Source organism: Nereida sp. MMG025, assembly GCF_021654165.1.
Taxonomy (GTDB): Bacteria; Pseudomonadota; Alphaproteobacteria; order Rhodobacterales; family Rhodobacteraceae; genus Nereida.
The window spans coordinates 341,472-356,721 of the sequence record NZ_JAKFZN010000001.1; the positions used below are offsets into that span (position 1 = coordinate 341,472).

A 15,250-nucleotide genomic window follows, 5' to 3' on the forward strand; every position below is an offset into this window, starting at 1 on the left:
ACCTGTCGCCAGATGCGGGGCTATTGCCTAACTGCCAAGCACCTTTATTCCGCAGGCACCGTTGTCGCAACACCCATGGCTTCGCGCCGCCCATCGTTCCAGATCGCCTTGATCATCGAAAGGCACATCAACACCATCACAAAGCTGAATGGCAAGGCACCGATCACCATCGCCGTTTGAATGGCCGATGTGCCGCCAGAAATCAGCAAGCCTGCAACCACCAGACCAAGGGCAGCGCCCCAGAACAGAATGTGCGGGCGTGCTTTGGGGCCTTCATCGCCTGCCGCATTGATGGTGTTCACGATCAACACAGCAGAGTCAGCAGAGGTCACAAGGAACGTCATCAACAATACAACGATCAGCATCGCCATCCCCCATGCCAGAGCTTCCGCAATCGGGGCCAGCATGAATTCGGTCATGGCAAAGATCTTGTCACCGTTGGCCGCGTCAAAAATGACGCCGTTCGCCTCCCCGTTCAGCTCCAGGTCGATGGCCGTGCCGCCCGCCCATGCAAACCAGACAAAACACATCAGCGACGGGACGATCATCGCCCCCAAGACGAACTCACGAATGGTGCGTCCACGGCTGATCCGCGCAAGGAACAGGCCGACGAAGGGCGCAAAGGCGATCCACCATGCCCAGTAGAACACGGGCCACCAGCCCTGCCACTGCGCCAGCAGGAACGCTTCGGACCCGTCAACGCCATCTGATTTGAATACGTTGAAGCTCATCTCGGGGAGCGCCACCAGATAGTCCCACAGGCCGACAAACATCGCCTGTGCGCCAAACCACGTGGCCCCGAAAATGATGAAGAAACCCAACAGGATGATGGACAAAACCATATTGATATTCGACAGCCATTTGATGCCTTTACCAACACCTGACAGCGCTGAAAGGGTCGATGCCCCCATAATGGCCAGCAAAGCGACGACGATGCCGAATGTGGTGGCCGCACCGCTTTCTTCGACCAAACCGCCAATGCCGATACGTGTCAGGCCTGCCACGAATTGTTCAACGCCAAAGCCCAAGGTTTGGGCGACACCAAGAATAGTCGCAACAACTGCAACAATATCAATAAGATGGCCCAGGTTGCCCGAAAGCGCCTTGCCGAAAAGCGGTGTGAGCGATGACCGGATCGTAAGCGGCAAGCCGCGGCGATAACTGAAAAACGCAAGCGAAAGCCCCGCCACAGCGTAACAGGCCCAAGCCCCCAACCCCCAATGGAGGAACGACCATTTGTAGGCCATACGCACGTTGTCGGCTTCGCCGCCTGTCGTAAGGCCCTGAATGGTTTCAGGGTTCGACCCGAAATGCGCCACGGGTTCGGCCACCGCCCACGTCAGCATGCCCACACCGATCCCCGCGCCAAACATCATGGAAAACCACGAGAAATTGCTGAACTCCGGCTTTTCCCCATCCAACCCGAGGTTCATGCGCCCCGCTGTCGGCCAGATCGCAAGGCCCAGACAGAAAATGATAAAGAAAGCGACCGCCCAGATATACCAGGCGGCAAAGTTGGCAAGGATCACACTATTCCAATTGCCAAGGATCGTGCCTGCTTGGGTGGGCCAGACGATGCACCAGACGACAAGCAAACTGATGATGATTTTGCTGACAACCGTTACGTCTATGCTGAAGCCGCGATAAAACCCCTTTTCGGCGGTCCTGATTGGCAGTTCGGTTAAAGGCTCTTTGATGGCCATGTGGTTCCCTCTCTGTTTATTATGAGGAAAGCCTATCGCACATGGTTGCATTCATGAAATGAAATACGACGAAAAACCGTGCAAAATCGCTTATTTTTTGCGCTTTTAACCATAAAAATGGCCCCGAACTGAACCATTCGGAGCCATTTTTGCTTTGCTGTTTTGCAGCATCTGAATGCTGCAAGGCCAAACGAATCCCTAGCCGTTGACGTCGACGACAACGCGGCCCTTGACCTGTCCTTTCAGGATGTCTTTGCCCAAAGCGGGCAGATCAGACAGCACCGCAGGTTGGATCATCGCCTCCAGCTTATCCATCGGCAGATCCTTGGCTATACGTTGCCAAGCGCGCAGGCGGTTGTCATACGGCTGCATCACGCTGTCGATGCCAAGCAGGTTCACACCGCGCAGCAAAAACGGAATGACGGTCGCAGGCAACGCCGCGCCACCCGCAAGACCCACGGCAGACACGCTGGCGCCGTATTTCATTTGTCCAAGCAAGCGGGCCAGCATTTCGCCGCCCACCGCATCAACGCAGCCGCCCCATGTTTCGGCCTCAAGCGGGCGTTTGGTGGTCTCGTTCAGATCTTCGCGCGCCACAATCTGTGTCGCGCCAAGGCTCTTGAGGTAGTCCGCCGTATCAGGCCGCCCTGTCACCGCCGCAACGTCATGACCAAGGTTTCCAAGGATCGCTGTGGCAACCGAACCGACGCCGCCCGCAGCACCTGTGACCAACACAGGACCGTCTTTGATGCCGTGATCTTCCAGCGCCATCACAGCCAGCATCGCGGTGAAACCTGCGGTGCCAACGGCCATGGCCTGACGTGTGTCCAAACCGTCTGGCAACGGCACCAGCCAGTCGGCTTTGACGCGCGCTTTTTGCGAATAGCCACCCCAATGCGCCTCGCCCACGCGCCAGCCCGTCAGGACCACCTTGTCGCCCGCCTTGTAGCGCGTATCATCCGAGCTTTCGACGGTGCCCGCAAAATCAATGCCAGGCACATGCGGATAGTTGCGCACCAATCCGCCGCCAGGTCCGATGCACAGACCATCTTTGTAGTTCACAGTTGAGTATTCGACCGCCACCGTCACGTCGCCATCGGGCAAACGGTCTTCGCCAATCTGCTGCACCGATGCGCTTGTTTTTCCGTCGCCGTCTTTCTCTACCACCAATGCGTTGAACATCGTGCTCTCCCTGCTAAATCCAGAATTTTTCCAAAACGGTTGCGTCGCGCATGCCGTCTGGCGTGTCGACTTGCACCTTGGTGCCTTCGTCCCAATGGGTCATGCGGACCATGCCAATGGCCACGCCTGTATCAAAGTCGGGTGAATTGGCCGCCGATGTGACCTGCCCCACCTTTTTGCCGTTGACCACGATGGGCCAAATACGGTCACACGGCGGCAGGCCCCCATCAATCGAAATCGGACGTATCTGCTGCACAGGGCCTTCTTTGGCCACACGCAGCAACGCATCACGCCCCACACAGCCAATCGCAGTTTGTGTGCTGCAGAATTTGCCCAAACCGGCCTCATGCGGCGTGTTCCAGCGGGTCATGTCATTGCCGTAGGACAGCAAACCACCCTCAATCCGTTCGATCAGATTTGGACAACCTGCCCGCACCCCAAGGTCTTTGCCTGCGTCAAACAACGCATTCCAAAGCGGCATACCATTTTCCGTGCCCTCGACATAAATCTCGAACCCGCCCTGTTTGGAATAGCCAGACCGCGCGACGGCAAAGGTGTTGCCTTCAAAATCGAACATGCCGAAGCGGAAGAACCGCACATCGCGGACCCCTTCGCCAAAAACGCGTGCCATCAGATCATCAGCCAGCGGCCCCTGCACGGCCAGCGGCGAGACATCAGGCTCATCGACCAGCACATCAAGACGGTAGCCATATGCGATGCCTTTGACCCAGAGCAACAAGTCGCTATCGGCGATCGATACCCAATACCGGTCCTCGGCCAGTTTTACGCACACAGGGTCGTTCAGCATCCCACCTGTTTCATCCACCATCGGCACGTAATAGCACTGCCCCGGCAGCATGCCGCGCAGATCGCGCGGGGTTAGCATCTGCATCAAACGGCCCGCATCCGGACCACGCAATTCTACCTGCCGCTCAACGGAAACATCCCAGACCTGCACCGCCTCCTTCAGGTGGCGGTAGTCGTATTCGACACTTTCGAACACGGTGGGCAACAGCATGCGGTTGTAAACCGTGTAAGCTTTGACGCCCTGCGCTTCGACACCATCGGAAAACGGGGTGCGACGCACACGCCGCGAGGGGGAAATCATGGCCATTTAGCTGTCCTCTGGCATAAAGACGAGATCGGTGTCAGGCATGGTCACACCGCTGGCGGTAAGCATGGCATGCAGTTGACCGCGGTGATGCGTCTGGTGGTTGAACATATGTATCGCACAGGCCTGAATGGGCTGGCTGACATGACGATTTTGGGCGCCTGAAAACCATGTCATTTGCCCCGTCAGATCAATGGATTTCAGCGATTTGGCCCATTTGATAATGCGCCCGTCGGTGCGAAACCGCGCGACATCCCAAGTGCCTGCATCTTCAAACAACGAGACACTTTCGGAAATGCCACCCGTTGGCGCCTCGCCACCGTCAAAGCGCGACATCCAAAGCATATCGCCCCATAACAGATGGTTCGCCGTGGCCATGATCGAGCCAAAAAAGCTCCCGTGATCGCGGGTCAGATCATCTTCATCCATCGCCAGAAGTGCTGCACGCAAGCCGTTGTTTTGCCATTGATTATACCGCGCCATATGGCGGCAATAATCAGCGGTGATCATGGCTTGGGGCCTTTCCAGTCGATCGGGCAAATCTCAGCGGACATGCCACCAAAGTCCCACACGCGGCCATAGTCGCGCACTTTGGACTTCACGCCGCGCGCTGCAATAATATCGGGTCCCATCCAGTATTTCGAGTTGGTGATCATAACGGGGTGGTCCGGGTTGCCACCGTCAATCATCTCGATTTCACCGGCAATCTTGCGCCCAATATAGAGCCCGCGTTTCTTGCCATCGCGGACAATCTCGACCTTTTCGCGCTCGGCCCCGATGATTTCGGACACAAGGAAAGTAAACAGCCCCGTCGTGCCGCCCGCTGCCCCGCTAAATATCTTGAGCAGTCCGTTATAGGCTTTTTGCGTGCTGCGTTCATCCACATAGGCCGCGACACGCCAGTTGCCTTCGCCCATGCGGCCTGGGATATCGACCAGCAAACCGACGTTCAGGCCAGACAGGTCCTCGCCTTCAAAATGGCCTTCATCAATCGCAATCGCCATCCAGGCATGGCAATGCCCTTCTGTGGGCGGGTGCGCCCCAAGGCTGACCACACAAGGGCAAAAGACCGTGCAAGAGCAATTCAAAAACAACTCGCCCTTGATGGCCCAATCGGTGGGGTCCATTTTACGGCGCAACGGGTTGTTATCCATTCGCTGGTCGATGCGTTGCGAGATCGGCAGTTTATCCGCAGGTTGTCGTGTTTTCGCAGTCATGGTCTGACCTTTCCTAAAGAATTCCGTAGAGGCACAGGCCCGCGCCCGCTGCAATGAGACCAAAGCCCAAAGGCCGTGTGATGACATGGCCCACGGCTGGCAGTTTTTCCAACACCATCAACAACGTCGCAAGCCCCATCCAAAGAAGGCTCATCACGCCGCCCACAAACCCAAGCGCCATGAACCCCCAACAACAGCCCACACAAAACGCGCCAAGCCCAAGCCCCATGCGGGCGCCGCCTAAAAAGCCGGTGCGCCAGTGGCCTAGAAAATACATCATCGGCGCGTGGCACACGCCGTGGCACACCTCTTTGGTGCGGCTGAATTGGAACGCGCCCACCACGATCAGCAACACGCCCGCAAACCAAGGTGACGTGGCAATGCCAAGCGCGTCAATCATGCCCGCAGATGTCAGCGCCAACTGCGCCACAGAAATCAACGCGGCAAAGCCAACCCAGACCACAAAATAGCCAAGTAAAACCCCCGTCCATCCCACGCGGGTGCCATTGGCGCTGGTCATCAAATCCTCGTAAGCGCGCAATGTCGGCACAAGTGTCGGCAACATCATCGCCGCCATCATGATGGCCCACATCGGGAAAAGGGCTCCAAAGGTTTCCATGGGCATCATATTTGCGCCAACAGGCCGGCCGATCATATCCACGCCCGACATTTGCGCCATCATCCACATCACCCACCACGCCAACAGGATAACCACGAAAAACGTGATCCACAGCAGCGACCGTGTCGGCAATTTCGAGATAAGTTGAGCCAACGTGCCCTCCCAAGCGACTCATGCGTTGCAAATTAAATGTCAGACTTTTAGAAACGGGGCAAACAATAAATGTCTGACAATAGCGAGCCCGATGAAAACGCAACTCGACCCCTCTGCCGATTTATCCATCCAGATTGCCACTGCAATCCGCGATGCCATCATCTCGGGCGCCCTGCCCGTTGACGAACGGCTGCCCTCTGAATCCGAGCTGTGCGAGACCTTCGAGGTCGGCAGATCGACGGTGCGCGAAGCGCTCAAACGTCTTGCTGCGCAGTCTCTCATCCGCACGCAGCGCGGCGCAACGGGTGGCGCTTTTGTCAACCGCCTCAGCTATGCCGACGCGCACGCCCAACAGATCACGACCTCTACGCTTTTGCTGTCGATGAATGCGGTGAATTTCGAAACCGCCTGTGAGGCGCGCTTTGCACTGGAACGCGCCTGCGCGCCCCTTTCGGCCAAGCGCCGAACCCCTGACCAACTGGCCACCATGCGGGCCGAGATCCACCGTCAGGGGCAAACAGGTCTGTCTGATGAGGCGTGGTGCGCCAGTGATGTGGCCTTCCACCGTGCTTTGGTGGATGGTGCGGCCAACCCTGTGTTGTCCTATCAGCTTGCCGGCGCGGTTGAAGCGATGCAGCCCTTGATGAACATGATCACCTTTACTGCCCGCAGCCGCGACCATATCATCGGTTTGCACACCGATATCGCTGATGCGCTCGATGCCCGTGATGCCGCGACGGTCGATCAAAAACTCGCTGATCTGGCCCATTACACAACGCAGTTGGCCCTATCGGTGTTCGCCGCACGCCAGGCAACGCAAAAAACCTCGTAGGCGGGCCTTCAAAAAACCGCCGATCCCATGCGACTTGCGCCCTTATCCACTTGCACCAACCTGCGCTGCGCCATAGCGTCTGGCGCGATAACACCTTTGGGGAGCCTTCCAATCATGAAACATATCCTACTTGCCAGCACCGCTGTCATGTTGGCCACCGCCAGCTTTGCAGAAGACGCCGATCTTCTGGTTTTCGACTATTCCGGCTTTGAATTCCCTGCGTTCCACAGCAAATATGTGGAACAGCACGGCCAAAGCCCCCGCTTTGCCTTCTTCGGCGATGAAGAAGAAGCCTTCCAGAAAATCCGCTCGGGCTTTCGCGCAGATGTCAGCCATGTTTGCGCAGGATCGGTCAACAAATGGACCGCCTCTGGTATTCTTGAGCCTTGGGACACCGCAAAAATCCCTGAATTCGCAAATCTGGACGCCAATCTGACGGGCCAAAACGTGGCTGGTGAAGACACGTATTTCATTCCCGTTGATTTCGGCTCGACCGCAATCGCCTACAACACCGATGAAGTTCCCGCCGATGATGTGGCATCGCTCAATGTGTTCCTGAACCCCAAATATGCAGGCCGCATGACCATCCCTGACAATGTGGATGATGCCTACGCTTTGGCGTATCTGGCAACGGGCACCACCGACTGGACAACCGCCACGGATGAACAGTTCGCCGCCGCCTCTGACTGGCTGCGTCAGGCGCATGCAAACCTGCGTACCTACTGGGTTGACCCGGGCGAGCTGGCGCAACTGATGGCAACAGGCGAAGTTCTGGTCTCGTGGGCGTGGAACGAAACCTATCCCACGCTTGCGGACGAAGGATTTCCCGTGGGGTTCCAACGTGAAGCGGCCGAAGGATCCTCGCTGTGGTTGTGCGGATATGTGAACCTCAAAGACGGCGAAGGCGTTGAGGATAAAGCCTATGATTATCTGAACGCGTTTCTGGATCCGTCCTCGACCCAAGCGCTGATGGATGATGGCTACGGTCACGCAAACGCAGCGGCCATGGCCGACCAGATGACCCAAGACGATTTGATTGCCGCAGGTCTTGGCCCCATCGATGCGCCCGTCCTGGCGCAACTGCCCATGGATGATGCGCGCCGCGAACAGCAATCGGCTGAGTTTGAAAAGATCAAAGCGGGCTTTTAAAGCCCTGGCCATCAAACAATAAAAAGCCCCGCTTTTGCGGGGCTTTTTTGTACAGTTAGACGTGTCGTCAAACCGTCTAATCGATGATGTCAAAGAAATCCGGAATTACCTGAGATATCAGCGACAGATCCCCATCTGAATCAAACCCCGCGGTAAATTCTGCCAGCACTGCCTGATCATTCAAAAGCTCGCCGATCGAATAGTATAACTTGGTTTCCGAAAGGGCACCTGTTTCGTCAAATAGCTGCAACTGGAACAGCCAGTCATCAACACCAGGGTCTATCGAAGGCGCGTCGCCCGGCGTCCCCACCACGATCGGCTCCCCCAGAAAATCGCCTGGTGACAGGTTGTCAGACTCAAACCGCAACCGGTGGGTCATTGATCCATCTTCTGCAAACAACACTGCCGTCGCATCATTATCGTCCATTGTGCGTAGGCGGGCCTGCATGTTTCCGTCTTCGTCGAACACCCGCAATGTCGTTGCCCATACAAAAGCATCGGACGTCATGCCAGGATCCTCGTCGATACCAACGAGCACCTCAGTCGCTTCAAAACGATCGCCGCCTACGGGTAAGTCTTCAAGAAAAGTATATTTCAACCCGTTTTCGTCTGTCAGACCAGTCTCGATCCGTAGCCCCGAATCCTTGGTAACACGCGAGTAGACCACCTCACCATTTACCTTCGTTTGTTCAAACGAAGAAAAGTTGTATCTGTCGTCTTCACCGTCAAAAATCGAGACCTCTTCCCACACATCGCTGCCGATTTGATCGAATTCTCTTATGATCCGTGCACCATCGTCGAAAAAGACCGATCGTTGTGTCAGGGTCCCCTCGTTATCATAACTCCATGTCTTCGTAGACCACTCGAAAACATCATCCTCATCGAACCTATTGCGATATGAAGACCCTTCAAAGTTTTGCGATACCTGACGCACCCCGTTGTCGAACTCGACCTCTTTGCCGGCTATTTCGCCGGTTGCGTCATAGGTGAAGGTGATCTTTTCGTACGGCTTCAGGTTGGCCTCTGCATCGCGCAGCACACGCGTGGTCAAAACGCCAGTTTCGTCATATCGAAACTCGCGTTGCGTACCGTCATCACGCGTAATTGTGCGCTGTGTTACGACATCTGTATCAGGATCGAACACTTCTACGATCGATGACCAATTATAGATGTCATCGACATCATTAATGACGCGGATCGTCGGAAGTGTGAAAAAACTAGAGCGTATTGACATTGAAATCCCTTAATCATGTTGGATCTTGGGCACAAAACAAACTAAACTTAAATCTGAACTGGGTACGCGGCCCAAACAAAAACCAGATAACTCGACGTAAACTAGGCGTTAACTTTTCGTGAAAGTCAACAATGCTCGATCTGATAAACCCTGCCCTAGCCCTTTTGACCATCGGTTTGGGACTGTTTGGCTTTCTGGCACCGCGCTTTACAGCCAGTGCGCTTGATCTTGAGGCCGTGAAAAGCACCATGGGGTTGTCCGAAATGCGCGCCAGCGCCGGCGGATTGTTTGTCGCAATCGGGGTGGTGTGTCTGATCTCGGCCGAGCCCATGACATATGTGATGCTTGGCGTGGCCTACACAGGGGCCGCAGCAGGGCGATTTATCTCAATCGTAATAGACAAACCTCCCATGCCCAAAGCTCTGGTGTTCTTCCTGTTTGAAGCCCTGCCAGCCGCATGGCTAATCACGTGGAACATCTAACGCCGCGCATTGCAAAGACCGGGATGTCCGCCTATATACCGAATGTCCCTCGGGACTATGGACATAAACGCGCTCGTAATAAGCGGATCGGACCCGGGGGCGGTACCCGGCGGCTCCACCAAAATCCCTCATTTGGGGATCATGGGGCCGAAACAGGATCGACGAACGTCTAAAGGGGTTAGCTTTGTCTCGGTGAGATACCACCGTTATCGGTTCGTTTAAGCTAGTTGCAAATGACAACAAAGCTCCAGTAGCACTCGCAGCGTAAGCAGCGCGTAATACTGAAATCTTAAGCCCTATTGCCTAGCCGCGATAGGCGGGGTTCGCAGGTACCTGGCAACAGAAACCTGCATTTTCCTTCCCTAGATACGCAAAAGGGCAGCAGAAGCTGCCCCTGTAACGTAATATGTGGACCTTTTAGGCCTCACATTTGGCCAGATCACCTTTAACCTCGCCGACAAATCGGAAATCCTGAGACGCATAGCGATAGGTATATTCAAACCCATAATCGCGCATGAGTGTCTGAATCGATGCGTCATTGCAGATTTGTTCGTGCACCAAAGCGTCCTGTTCAGCCATTACTGCAGCAGGGCTGATACGGTCGAAGGTCTGGCCGACGGTGTAATAATAGCGCACGTTCAGACGGTCGATTGTCATATTATTGAATCGCAATGCCTGTCCGCCGCGCGCTTGGCCGCTTTCATTCATCTCGCGGGCTGTGCGTTCGAAAAAGGCGATAACTTCCAACTGTTCGTCGGTCAGATCCTCTGTTCGTGTAAGCGGAGTTTGTGCTTTGGACACAACCGCATTGAGTTTTGAAATGGTATTCAAGGTAAGCGGATCGGCGGCTTGGCGCGTGACCTCTGCTGCATCTTGCGTTTCAGCGGCTTGCGTGGCCATTTCGGCCTGCTGCTGCGGCGCCTGCGTTTCGCCGCCGCCCATCAAAAATGCACTGCCCAGACCAAAGGCAACGCCTGCGCCAACAAGACCAGCTGCTTGAAGTGTATTCATCTCGATTTCCCCCAGACGTGTCGGCTTTGACAGAAGCCGATCATAATTATGGACCACCCCAAAATAAGGTAGCGTTTGTAAAGGCGAATACCATATCACGCGGCTTTCTGACAAGCACGCAAAGCATCGATCGCAATAATAAACATCGCGTTGCCGCGGTTACCCTTGGGTCAATAAATCAGCGCTTCGGCCTTTTGTTTCCCAGAAATTGGATTATGCTGTCTATAACGGAGCAAGGGATCCCTGCCATGGACCGCAAAATTGACTACGGAAACCTGATGCATCAAGCGATGCGCGGCTTGATCCAAAAGGTGCTGGAAGATGTGAAATCTGGCGGACTGCCGGGTGATCACCACTTCTTTATTACCTTTGACACCATGCATCCTGATGTCGAAATCGCCGATTGGCTTTCTGACCGCTATCCTGGCGAGATGACCGTAGTTATGCAGCATTGGTTCGACAATCTGACCGTGACCGACGAAGGCTTTGCCGTCACGTTGAATTTCGGCGACAGCCCAGAACCACTCTATATTCCCTATGATGCGATCAAGACATTTGTAGACCCGTCCGTTGAATTCGGCCTACGCTTTGAAACGCAAGAGGGTGACGACGATGATATCGAAGAGATCGCAGAAGCCCCTATGACCGAATTGGTCGAAGATACGGCGGACGAAGATGACGGCCCGAAGGAAGCAGAAGTGGTCAGCTTGGACAGTTTCCGCAAGTCATGATCCGATCTGTGTCGGCCTGCGCCATTTGGCCCGTTGCTCTTGGCACATAGCCCCGCTAAACGGCATGCAACGGCATACTGGAGTAGCATGATGACAACCACCCGCACAGAAACCGACAGCTTTGGCCCCCTCGAAGTCCCCTCCGAGAAATACTGGGGCGCACAAACCCAACGCTCGATCATGAACTTCCCCATCGGTTGGGAAAAGCAACCCATCGCAGTGGTGCGCGCCCTTGGCGTGATTAAACAGGCCTGTGCGCAGGCCAACGTGGAAAACGGTAAACTGGACGCCAAACTGGGCGAGGCGATTGTGCAAGCCGCCTCTGAGGTTGTCGCAGGCAAGTTTGATGACAACTTCCCGCTTGTTGTTTGGCAAACAGGCTCAGGCACCCAAAGCAACATGAACGCCAATGAAGTGATCGCGAACCGCGCCATCGAAATTCTGGGCGGTGTGATCGGCTCCAAAGATCCTGTGCATCCCAACGATCACTGCAACATGGGTCAGTCCTCCAACGATACCTTCCCCACCGCCATGCATATCGCGACGGCGATGACAGCGCGTGATGTGCTAATCCCGGGGCTGGAAAAACTGCACGCCGCTTTGGCTGCCAAGGTTGCGGAATTCGACGGCATTATCAAAATCGGTCGCACCCACACGATGGATGCGACACCGCTGACGCTGGCGCAGGAATTTTCAGGCTACACACATCAGGTCGCGATGGGGCTGGAACGCATCAAAACGGCGCTGCCCCGCATTTATGAGCTGGCCCAGGGCGGCACGGCTGTAGGCACCGGGTTGAACACCGTGCAGGGATGGGGCGAACAAGTCGCCGCCAATATGGCCAGCATCACCGATCTGCCCTTCGTCACCGCGCCCAATAAATTTGAAGCACTGGCCGCCCATGACGCCATGGTCGAGATGTCAGGTGCGCTGAAAACAGTGGCCGCATCGCTGTTCAAAATCGCCAATGACATCCGATTGCTTGGGTCTGGCCCGCGCTGCGGCTTGGGCGAATTGATGTTGCCTGAAAACGAGCCGGGCTCTTCTATCATGCCGGGCAAGGTGAACCCGACCCAGTGCGAAGCACTTACCCAAGTGTGCGCCCATGTCTTTGGCAACGATGCAGCCGTCGGGTTTGCGGGCAGCCAAGGCCACTTTGAATTGAACGTCTACAAACCGATGATGGCCTATAACGTCCTGCAATCCATGCAACTTTTGGGGGATGCATCGGCGGCATTCACCGATAATTGCGTCGTGGGCATCAAAGCCAACACCGACAATATTACCCGCATCATGAATGAAAGCCTGATGCTGGTGACCGCGTTGGCCCCCGAGATTGGCTATGACAACGCAACAACGGTGGCCAAGACGGCCCACAAAAACGGCACGACCCTCAAACAAGAGGCGATCGCCCTTGGGTATGTTGATGAAGAAACCTTTGACCGTGTGGTGCGCCCCGAATTGATGATCGGCCCTAAATGAAGCCAATCAATCTGAACAAAGCCCGAAAGGCGAAGGCCCGCGCCGAGAAATCAGCGCGGGCCGATGCCAATGCGGTGAAGTTCGGGCGCAGCAAAGCGCAACGGGATTTGGAAAAAGCGAAGGAAGATCAGCGCGTTATACGGCTTGATCAACACAAACGCGATGAGTGAGCGGCCAAAAAAACGCTCGCTCACCTTGCGGGGGCATCGCACATCTGTGTCGCTGGAAGATGAATTCTGGACTGCATTTCGCGCCATCGCGGAAGACCGCGGCTTGCCGATCAATGTTTTGGCGGCGCAAATTGACGAAGGGCGCGGCACTGATATTGGGTTGGCCTCGGCCATTCGGCTGTTCGTGCTGCGCCACTATCAGCGCCTCGCGCAGATTTAGGCACGCGGCACACTCAGGTCTCGGCCTTCTTTTCCCACCGACCGCTTTCTTCTGACCAATATTGCGCAGAAACACCCGCCCCTGTCAGGGATTTCCATTGGCCACGCGCGTGTTGCAGGGCATCGGGGTCATTGCCATCAAACAGAATACAGGTGCGTTCGCTGGCATTGATGTCGTCGGCGCTCACCGCTGCGCCATGCACGCTCATCACGCATTGCGCCATTTGCGATTGATCGGTCAACAAGATCGGTTGCTCCGCATCATGCGGCCCGCCATCCAACGCGTGGGGCAGAAAACTGTCTTTGCCAAAGGTCCAAAGCGCCTCGTCCAAACGGCTGAGTGCCGTGCGGTCTGTGCCGCGCACAACACAGCGCCACCCTGCCCCAACCGCCTTTTCCAGCAGCATAGGCAAGGTCGCCTCAAGCGGGCGGCGCGTCAGGTGATAGAAATAGACAGCGCCCATCAGCTCTCAAACTGGTCCGCGATCAGGCGGTTCAACGCCATCACGCCCCACCCTGTTGCCCCTTTGGGCGCGTAGGTCGTATCGGCCTTTACGCTTGCAACACCTGCGATGTCCAAGTGGATCCACGGCGTGTCGTCTTTGACAAACCGCTGCAAAAATTGTGCCGCCGTGATCGACCCTGCGCCGCGCCCTCCTACGTTTTTCATATCCGCCAGCTGTGACTTGATCAGCTTGTCATAGGAAGGGCCCATTGGCATCCGCCACGCCCCTTCGTTTTCGGCGCTGGCCGCGGCCAGAAAATCATTGGCAAGCGTGTCATCATTTGAAAAGACGCCCGCGTTTTCATGTCCCAAACCGATGATAATCGCGCCTGTCAGTGTGGCCAGATTGATCACGCCTGTTGGCTTGAAACGCTCTTGCGCGTACCACAAGACATCAGCCAGAACGAGGCGCCCTTCGGCGTCGGTGTTGATAATCTCAACTGTGTCGCCTTTCATAGATCGAACAATATCACCGGGCCTGGTCGCGTTACCACTGGGCATGTTTTCCACTAATCCAACAAGTCCGACAACATTGGCCTTTGCTTTGCGCATCGCCAGTGTCTTCATCACACCAGCCACAACGCCCGCGCCGCCCATGTCCATGGTCATGTCTTCCATGCCGCCCGCGGGCTTGAGGCTGATGCCGCCCGTATCAAAGACGACCCCCTTACCGACAAAGGCAAACGGCGCTTCATCGCCGCCGCCATTCCATTTCATCACCACCACTTTGGACGGGCTGTCGCTGCCTTGGCCAACACTCAGCAAGGTGCGCATGCCAAGTTTTTCCAACTCAGGCTCGTCCAGCACTTCGACCTCAAGACCCAGAGTTTCCAATGCCTTTAGGCGGTCCGCGAACTCTGTCGTTGTCAGAATATTTGCAGGCTCGGCCACCAGATCACGGGTGAAGAACACGCCTTCGGCCACGGCGCGCAAAGCCTCTAACTTTGCGGTTTCCTCATCCGGTTTGGAGACCATGACCTGCACTGCCCCCATCTGGGTCGGCTCGGACGATTTGTGGTCTTGGAAATTATAGGCCCGCAGCATCACCCCCAACGCCAGTTGATCGGCGTGTTTAAGGTTTCCCGCAAGAACGGTGAGTGGTGACTTGCCCATGGTTTTGCCCAAGGACACGCCTGCTTTGCGTGCCTCGTCTTGCGATGGGCGACGGTCCAGTTTGATCACATGCACCGATTGCGCCACCACGCCAGAGGGGAATCGCAGTGTTTGCAGGCCACCCACTTCCATATCATCGAACTGTTCGCTGTCCGCAAACCGCTCTACCGCGCCTTTCAACAGGCGGTTCAGACGCCGCGCTGTTTGATCCAGCTTGCCCGAACTTGCGACGCAGACTGCAAGATGCCCTTCGCGTTCGGCGATTTCATCAAGCGATGTCTCGATAAAGCTCAGATCAACGGGTGTGGTCATGGGAATATGTCCTGTGGCTAGAGAA

At 55.8% G+C, this 15,250-nt stretch carries 17 protein-coding genes and 1 other RNA gene; 8 read left to right on the top strand and 10 right to left on the bottom strand.

The features are described 5' to 3' along the window. Positions 1–44: 44 nt before the first annotated feature. From L1065_RS01560 to L1065_RS01585, 6 genes are all read right to left on the bottom strand, one after another. Positions 45–1,703, bottom strand: a complete 1,659-nt coding sequence (locus L1065_RS01560) for a BCCT family transporter (protein ID WP_237093686.1) — start codon at positions 1,701–1,703, stop codon at positions 45–47. Between the two features lie 198 nt (positions 1,704–1,901). Next, positions 1,902–2,885, bottom strand: coding sequence for an acryloyl-CoA reductase (gene acuI / locus L1065_RS01565; protein WP_237093687.1), 984 nt, complete (start codon positions 2,883–2,885; stop codon positions 1,902–1,904). 13 nt (positions 2,886–2,898) lie between these two features. Next, positions 2,899–3,999 carry a dimethylsulfoniopropionate demethylase gene (locus L1065_RS01570; protein ID WP_237093688.1) on the bottom strand — a complete coding sequence of 367 codons (1,101 nt, stop codon included), beginning with the start codon at positions 3,997–3,999 and terminating at the stop codon, positions 2,899–2,901. Next, complete coding sequence (locus tag L1065_RS01575) at positions 4,000–4,506, bottom strand: DinB family protein (RefSeq protein ID WP_237093689.1); 507 nt, start codon at positions 4,504–4,506, stop codon at positions 4,000–4,002. It lies immediately after the preceding gene. Next, the gene (locus tag L1065_RS01580; protein ID WP_237093690.1) at positions 4,503–5,213 is read right to left on the bottom strand and encodes a DUF1326 domain-containing protein; all 711 of its coding nucleotides are present in this window, start codon (positions 5,211–5,213) and stop codon (positions 4,503–4,505) included. The genes L1065_RS01575 and L1065_RS01580 overlap by 4 nt, the downstream gene beginning before the upstream one ends. 13 nt (positions 5,214–5,226) lie before the next feature. After that, the gene (locus L1065_RS01585; protein ID WP_237093691.1) at positions 5,227–5,985 is read right to left on the bottom strand and encodes a DUF2182 domain-containing protein; all 759 of its coding nucleotides are present in this window, start codon (positions 5,983–5,985) and stop codon (positions 5,227–5,229) included. A 91-nt stretch (positions 5,986–6,076) separates the two neighbouring features. Between L1065_RS01585 and L1065_RS01590 the strand changes: the two genes are divergently transcribed. Beyond that, on the top strand, positions 6,077–6,817 hold the full coding sequence (locus tag L1065_RS01590; RefSeq protein WP_237093692.1) for a FadR/GntR family transcriptional regulator: 741 nt from the start codon (positions 6,077–6,079) through the stop codon (positions 6,815–6,817). A gap of 114 nt (positions 6,818–6,931) precedes the next feature. Then, on the top strand, positions 6,932–7,966 hold the full coding sequence (locus tag L1065_RS01595; RefSeq protein ID WP_237093693.1) for an extracellular solute-binding protein: 1,035 nt from the start codon (positions 6,932–6,934) through the stop codon (positions 7,964–7,966). Positions 7,967–8,042: 76 nt separating this feature from the next. Here the strand turns inward: L1065_RS01595 and L1065_RS01600 are convergent, their stop codons facing one another. After that, complete coding sequence (locus L1065_RS01600) at positions 8,043–9,200, bottom strand: hypothetical protein (protein WP_237093694.1); 1,158 nt, start codon at positions 9,198–9,200, stop codon at positions 8,043–8,045. Between the two features lie 131 nt (positions 9,201–9,331). On the opposite strand from L1065_RS01600, the gene L1065_RS01605 reads away from it, so the two are divergent. Continuing rightward, positions 9,332–9,682: a DUF4345 family protein gene (locus L1065_RS01605; protein ID WP_237093695.1), complete on the top strand. Its 351-nt coding sequence runs from the start codon at positions 9,332–9,334 to the stop codon at positions 9,680–9,682. 5 nt (positions 9,683–9,687) lie between these two features. Continuing rightward, positions 9,688–10,036: a transfer-messenger RNA gene (gene ssrA / locus L1065_RS01610) on the top strand. 63 nt (positions 10,037–10,099) lie between these two features. On the opposite strand, the gene L1065_RS01615 is transcribed toward ssrA, so the two are convergent. Further along, the gene (locus L1065_RS01615) at positions 10,100–10,693 is read right to left on the bottom strand and encodes a hypothetical protein (protein ID WP_237093696.1); all 594 of its coding nucleotides are present in this window, start codon (positions 10,691–10,693) and stop codon (positions 10,100–10,102) included. A 248-nt stretch (positions 10,694–10,941) separates the two neighbouring features. Here L1065_RS01615 and L1065_RS01620 point away from each other — a divergent pair, with 248 nt between their 5' ends. The 4 genes from L1065_RS01620 (at position 10,942) to L1065_RS01635 (ending at position 13,296) form a co-directional block, all read left to right on the top strand. Next, positions 10,942–11,424, top strand: a complete 483-nt coding sequence (locus L1065_RS01620) for an SspB family protein (protein WP_237093697.1) — start codon at positions 10,942–10,944, stop codon at positions 11,422–11,424. A 90-nt stretch (positions 11,425–11,514) separates the two neighbouring features. After that, complete coding sequence (gene fumC / locus L1065_RS01625) at positions 11,515–12,906, top strand: class II fumarate hydratase (RefSeq protein WP_237093698.1); 1,392 nt, start codon at positions 11,515–11,517, stop codon at positions 12,904–12,906. After that, a complete protein-coding gene (locus L1065_RS01630; protein ID WP_237093699.1) occupies positions 12,903–13,076 on the top strand; it encodes a DUF4169 family protein in 174 nt (57 codons plus the stop codon). The genes fumC and L1065_RS01630 overlap by 4 nt, the downstream gene beginning before the upstream one ends. Further along, positions 13,069–13,296: a ribbon-helix-helix domain-containing protein gene (locus tag L1065_RS01635; RefSeq protein ID WP_237093700.1), complete on the top strand. Its 228-nt coding sequence runs from the start codon at positions 13,069–13,071 to the stop codon at positions 13,294–13,296. The genes L1065_RS01630 and L1065_RS01635 overlap by 8 nt, the downstream gene beginning before the upstream one ends. 13 nt (positions 13,297–13,309) lie before the next feature. Here the strand turns inward: L1065_RS01635 and L1065_RS01640 are convergent, their stop codons facing one another. Further along, complete coding sequence (locus tag L1065_RS01640; RefSeq protein ID WP_237093701.1) at positions 13,310–13,759, bottom strand: DNA polymerase III subunit chi; 450 nt, start codon at positions 13,757–13,759, stop codon at positions 13,310–13,312. After that, complete coding sequence (locus tag L1065_RS01645) at positions 13,759–15,225, bottom strand: leucyl aminopeptidase (RefSeq protein WP_237093702.1); 1,467 nt, start codon at positions 15,223–15,225, stop codon at positions 13,759–13,761. The genes L1065_RS01640 and L1065_RS01645 overlap by 1 nt, the downstream gene beginning before the upstream one ends. Positions 15,226–15,250 lie beyond the last annotated feature (25 nt).

What these genes read in the sequence shown, in the direction of transcription:
- L1065_RS01560 (WP_237093686.1), bottom strand. Translation starts at nt 1,703, where the DNA reads ATGGCCATCAAAGAGCCTTTAACCGAACTGCCAATCAGGACCGCCGAA.
- acuI (WP_237093687.1), bottom strand. Translation starts at nt 2,885, where the DNA reads ATGTTCAACGCATTGGTGGTAGAGAAAGACGGCGACGGAAAAACAAGC.
- L1065_RS01570 (WP_237093688.1), bottom strand. Translation starts at nt 3,999, where the DNA reads ATGGCCATGATTTCCCCCTCGCGGCGTGTGCGTCGCACCCCGTTTTCC.
- L1065_RS01575 (WP_237093689.1), bottom strand. Translation starts at nt 4,506, where the DNA reads ATGATCACCGCTGATTATTGCCGCCATATGGCGCGGTATAATCAATGG.
- L1065_RS01580 (WP_237093690.1), bottom strand. Translation starts at nt 5,213, where the DNA reads ATGACTGCGAAAACACGACAACCTGCGGATAAACTGCCGATCTCGCAA.
- L1065_RS01590 (WP_237093692.1), top strand. Translation starts at nt 6,077, where the DNA reads ATGAAAACGCAACTCGACCCCTCTGCCGATTTATCCATCCAGATTGCC.
- L1065_RS01595 (WP_237093693.1), top strand. Translation starts at nt 6,932, where the DNA reads ATGAAACATATCCTACTTGCCAGCACCGCTGTCATGTTGGCCACCGCC.
- L1065_RS01600 (WP_237093694.1), bottom strand. Translation starts at nt 9,200, where the DNA reads ATGTCAATACGCTCTAGTTTTTTCACACTTCCGACGATCCGCGTCATT.
- L1065_RS01605 (WP_237093695.1), top strand. Translation starts at nt 9,332, where the DNA reads ATGCTCGATCTGATAAACCCTGCCCTAGCCCTTTTGACCATCGGTTTG.
- L1065_RS01615 (WP_237093696.1), bottom strand. Translation starts at nt 10,693, where the DNA reads ATGAATACACTTCAAGCAGCTGGTCTTGTTGGCGCAGGCGTTGCCTTT.
- L1065_RS01620 (WP_237093697.1), top strand. Translation starts at nt 10,942, where the DNA reads ATGGACCGCAAAATTGACTACGGAAACCTGATGCATCAAGCGATGCGC.
- fumC (WP_237093698.1), top strand. Translation starts at nt 11,515, where the DNA reads ATGACAACCACCCGCACAGAAACCGACAGCTTTGGCCCCCTCGAAGTC.
- L1065_RS01630 (WP_237093699.1), top strand. Translation starts at nt 12,903, where the DNA reads ATGAAGCCAATCAATCTGAACAAAGCCCGAAAGGCGAAGGCCCGCGCC.
- L1065_RS01635 (WP_237093700.1), top strand. Translation starts at nt 13,069, where the DNA reads ATGAGTGAGCGGCCAAAAAAACGCTCGCTCACCTTGCGGGGGCATCGC.
- L1065_RS01640 (WP_237093701.1), bottom strand. Translation starts at nt 13,759, where the DNA reads ATGGGCGCTGTCTATTTCTATCACCTGACGCGCCGCCCGCTTGAGGCG.
- L1065_RS01645 (WP_237093702.1), bottom strand. Translation starts at nt 15,225, where the DNA reads ATGACCACACCCGTTGATCTGAGCTTTATCGAGACATCGCTTGATGAA.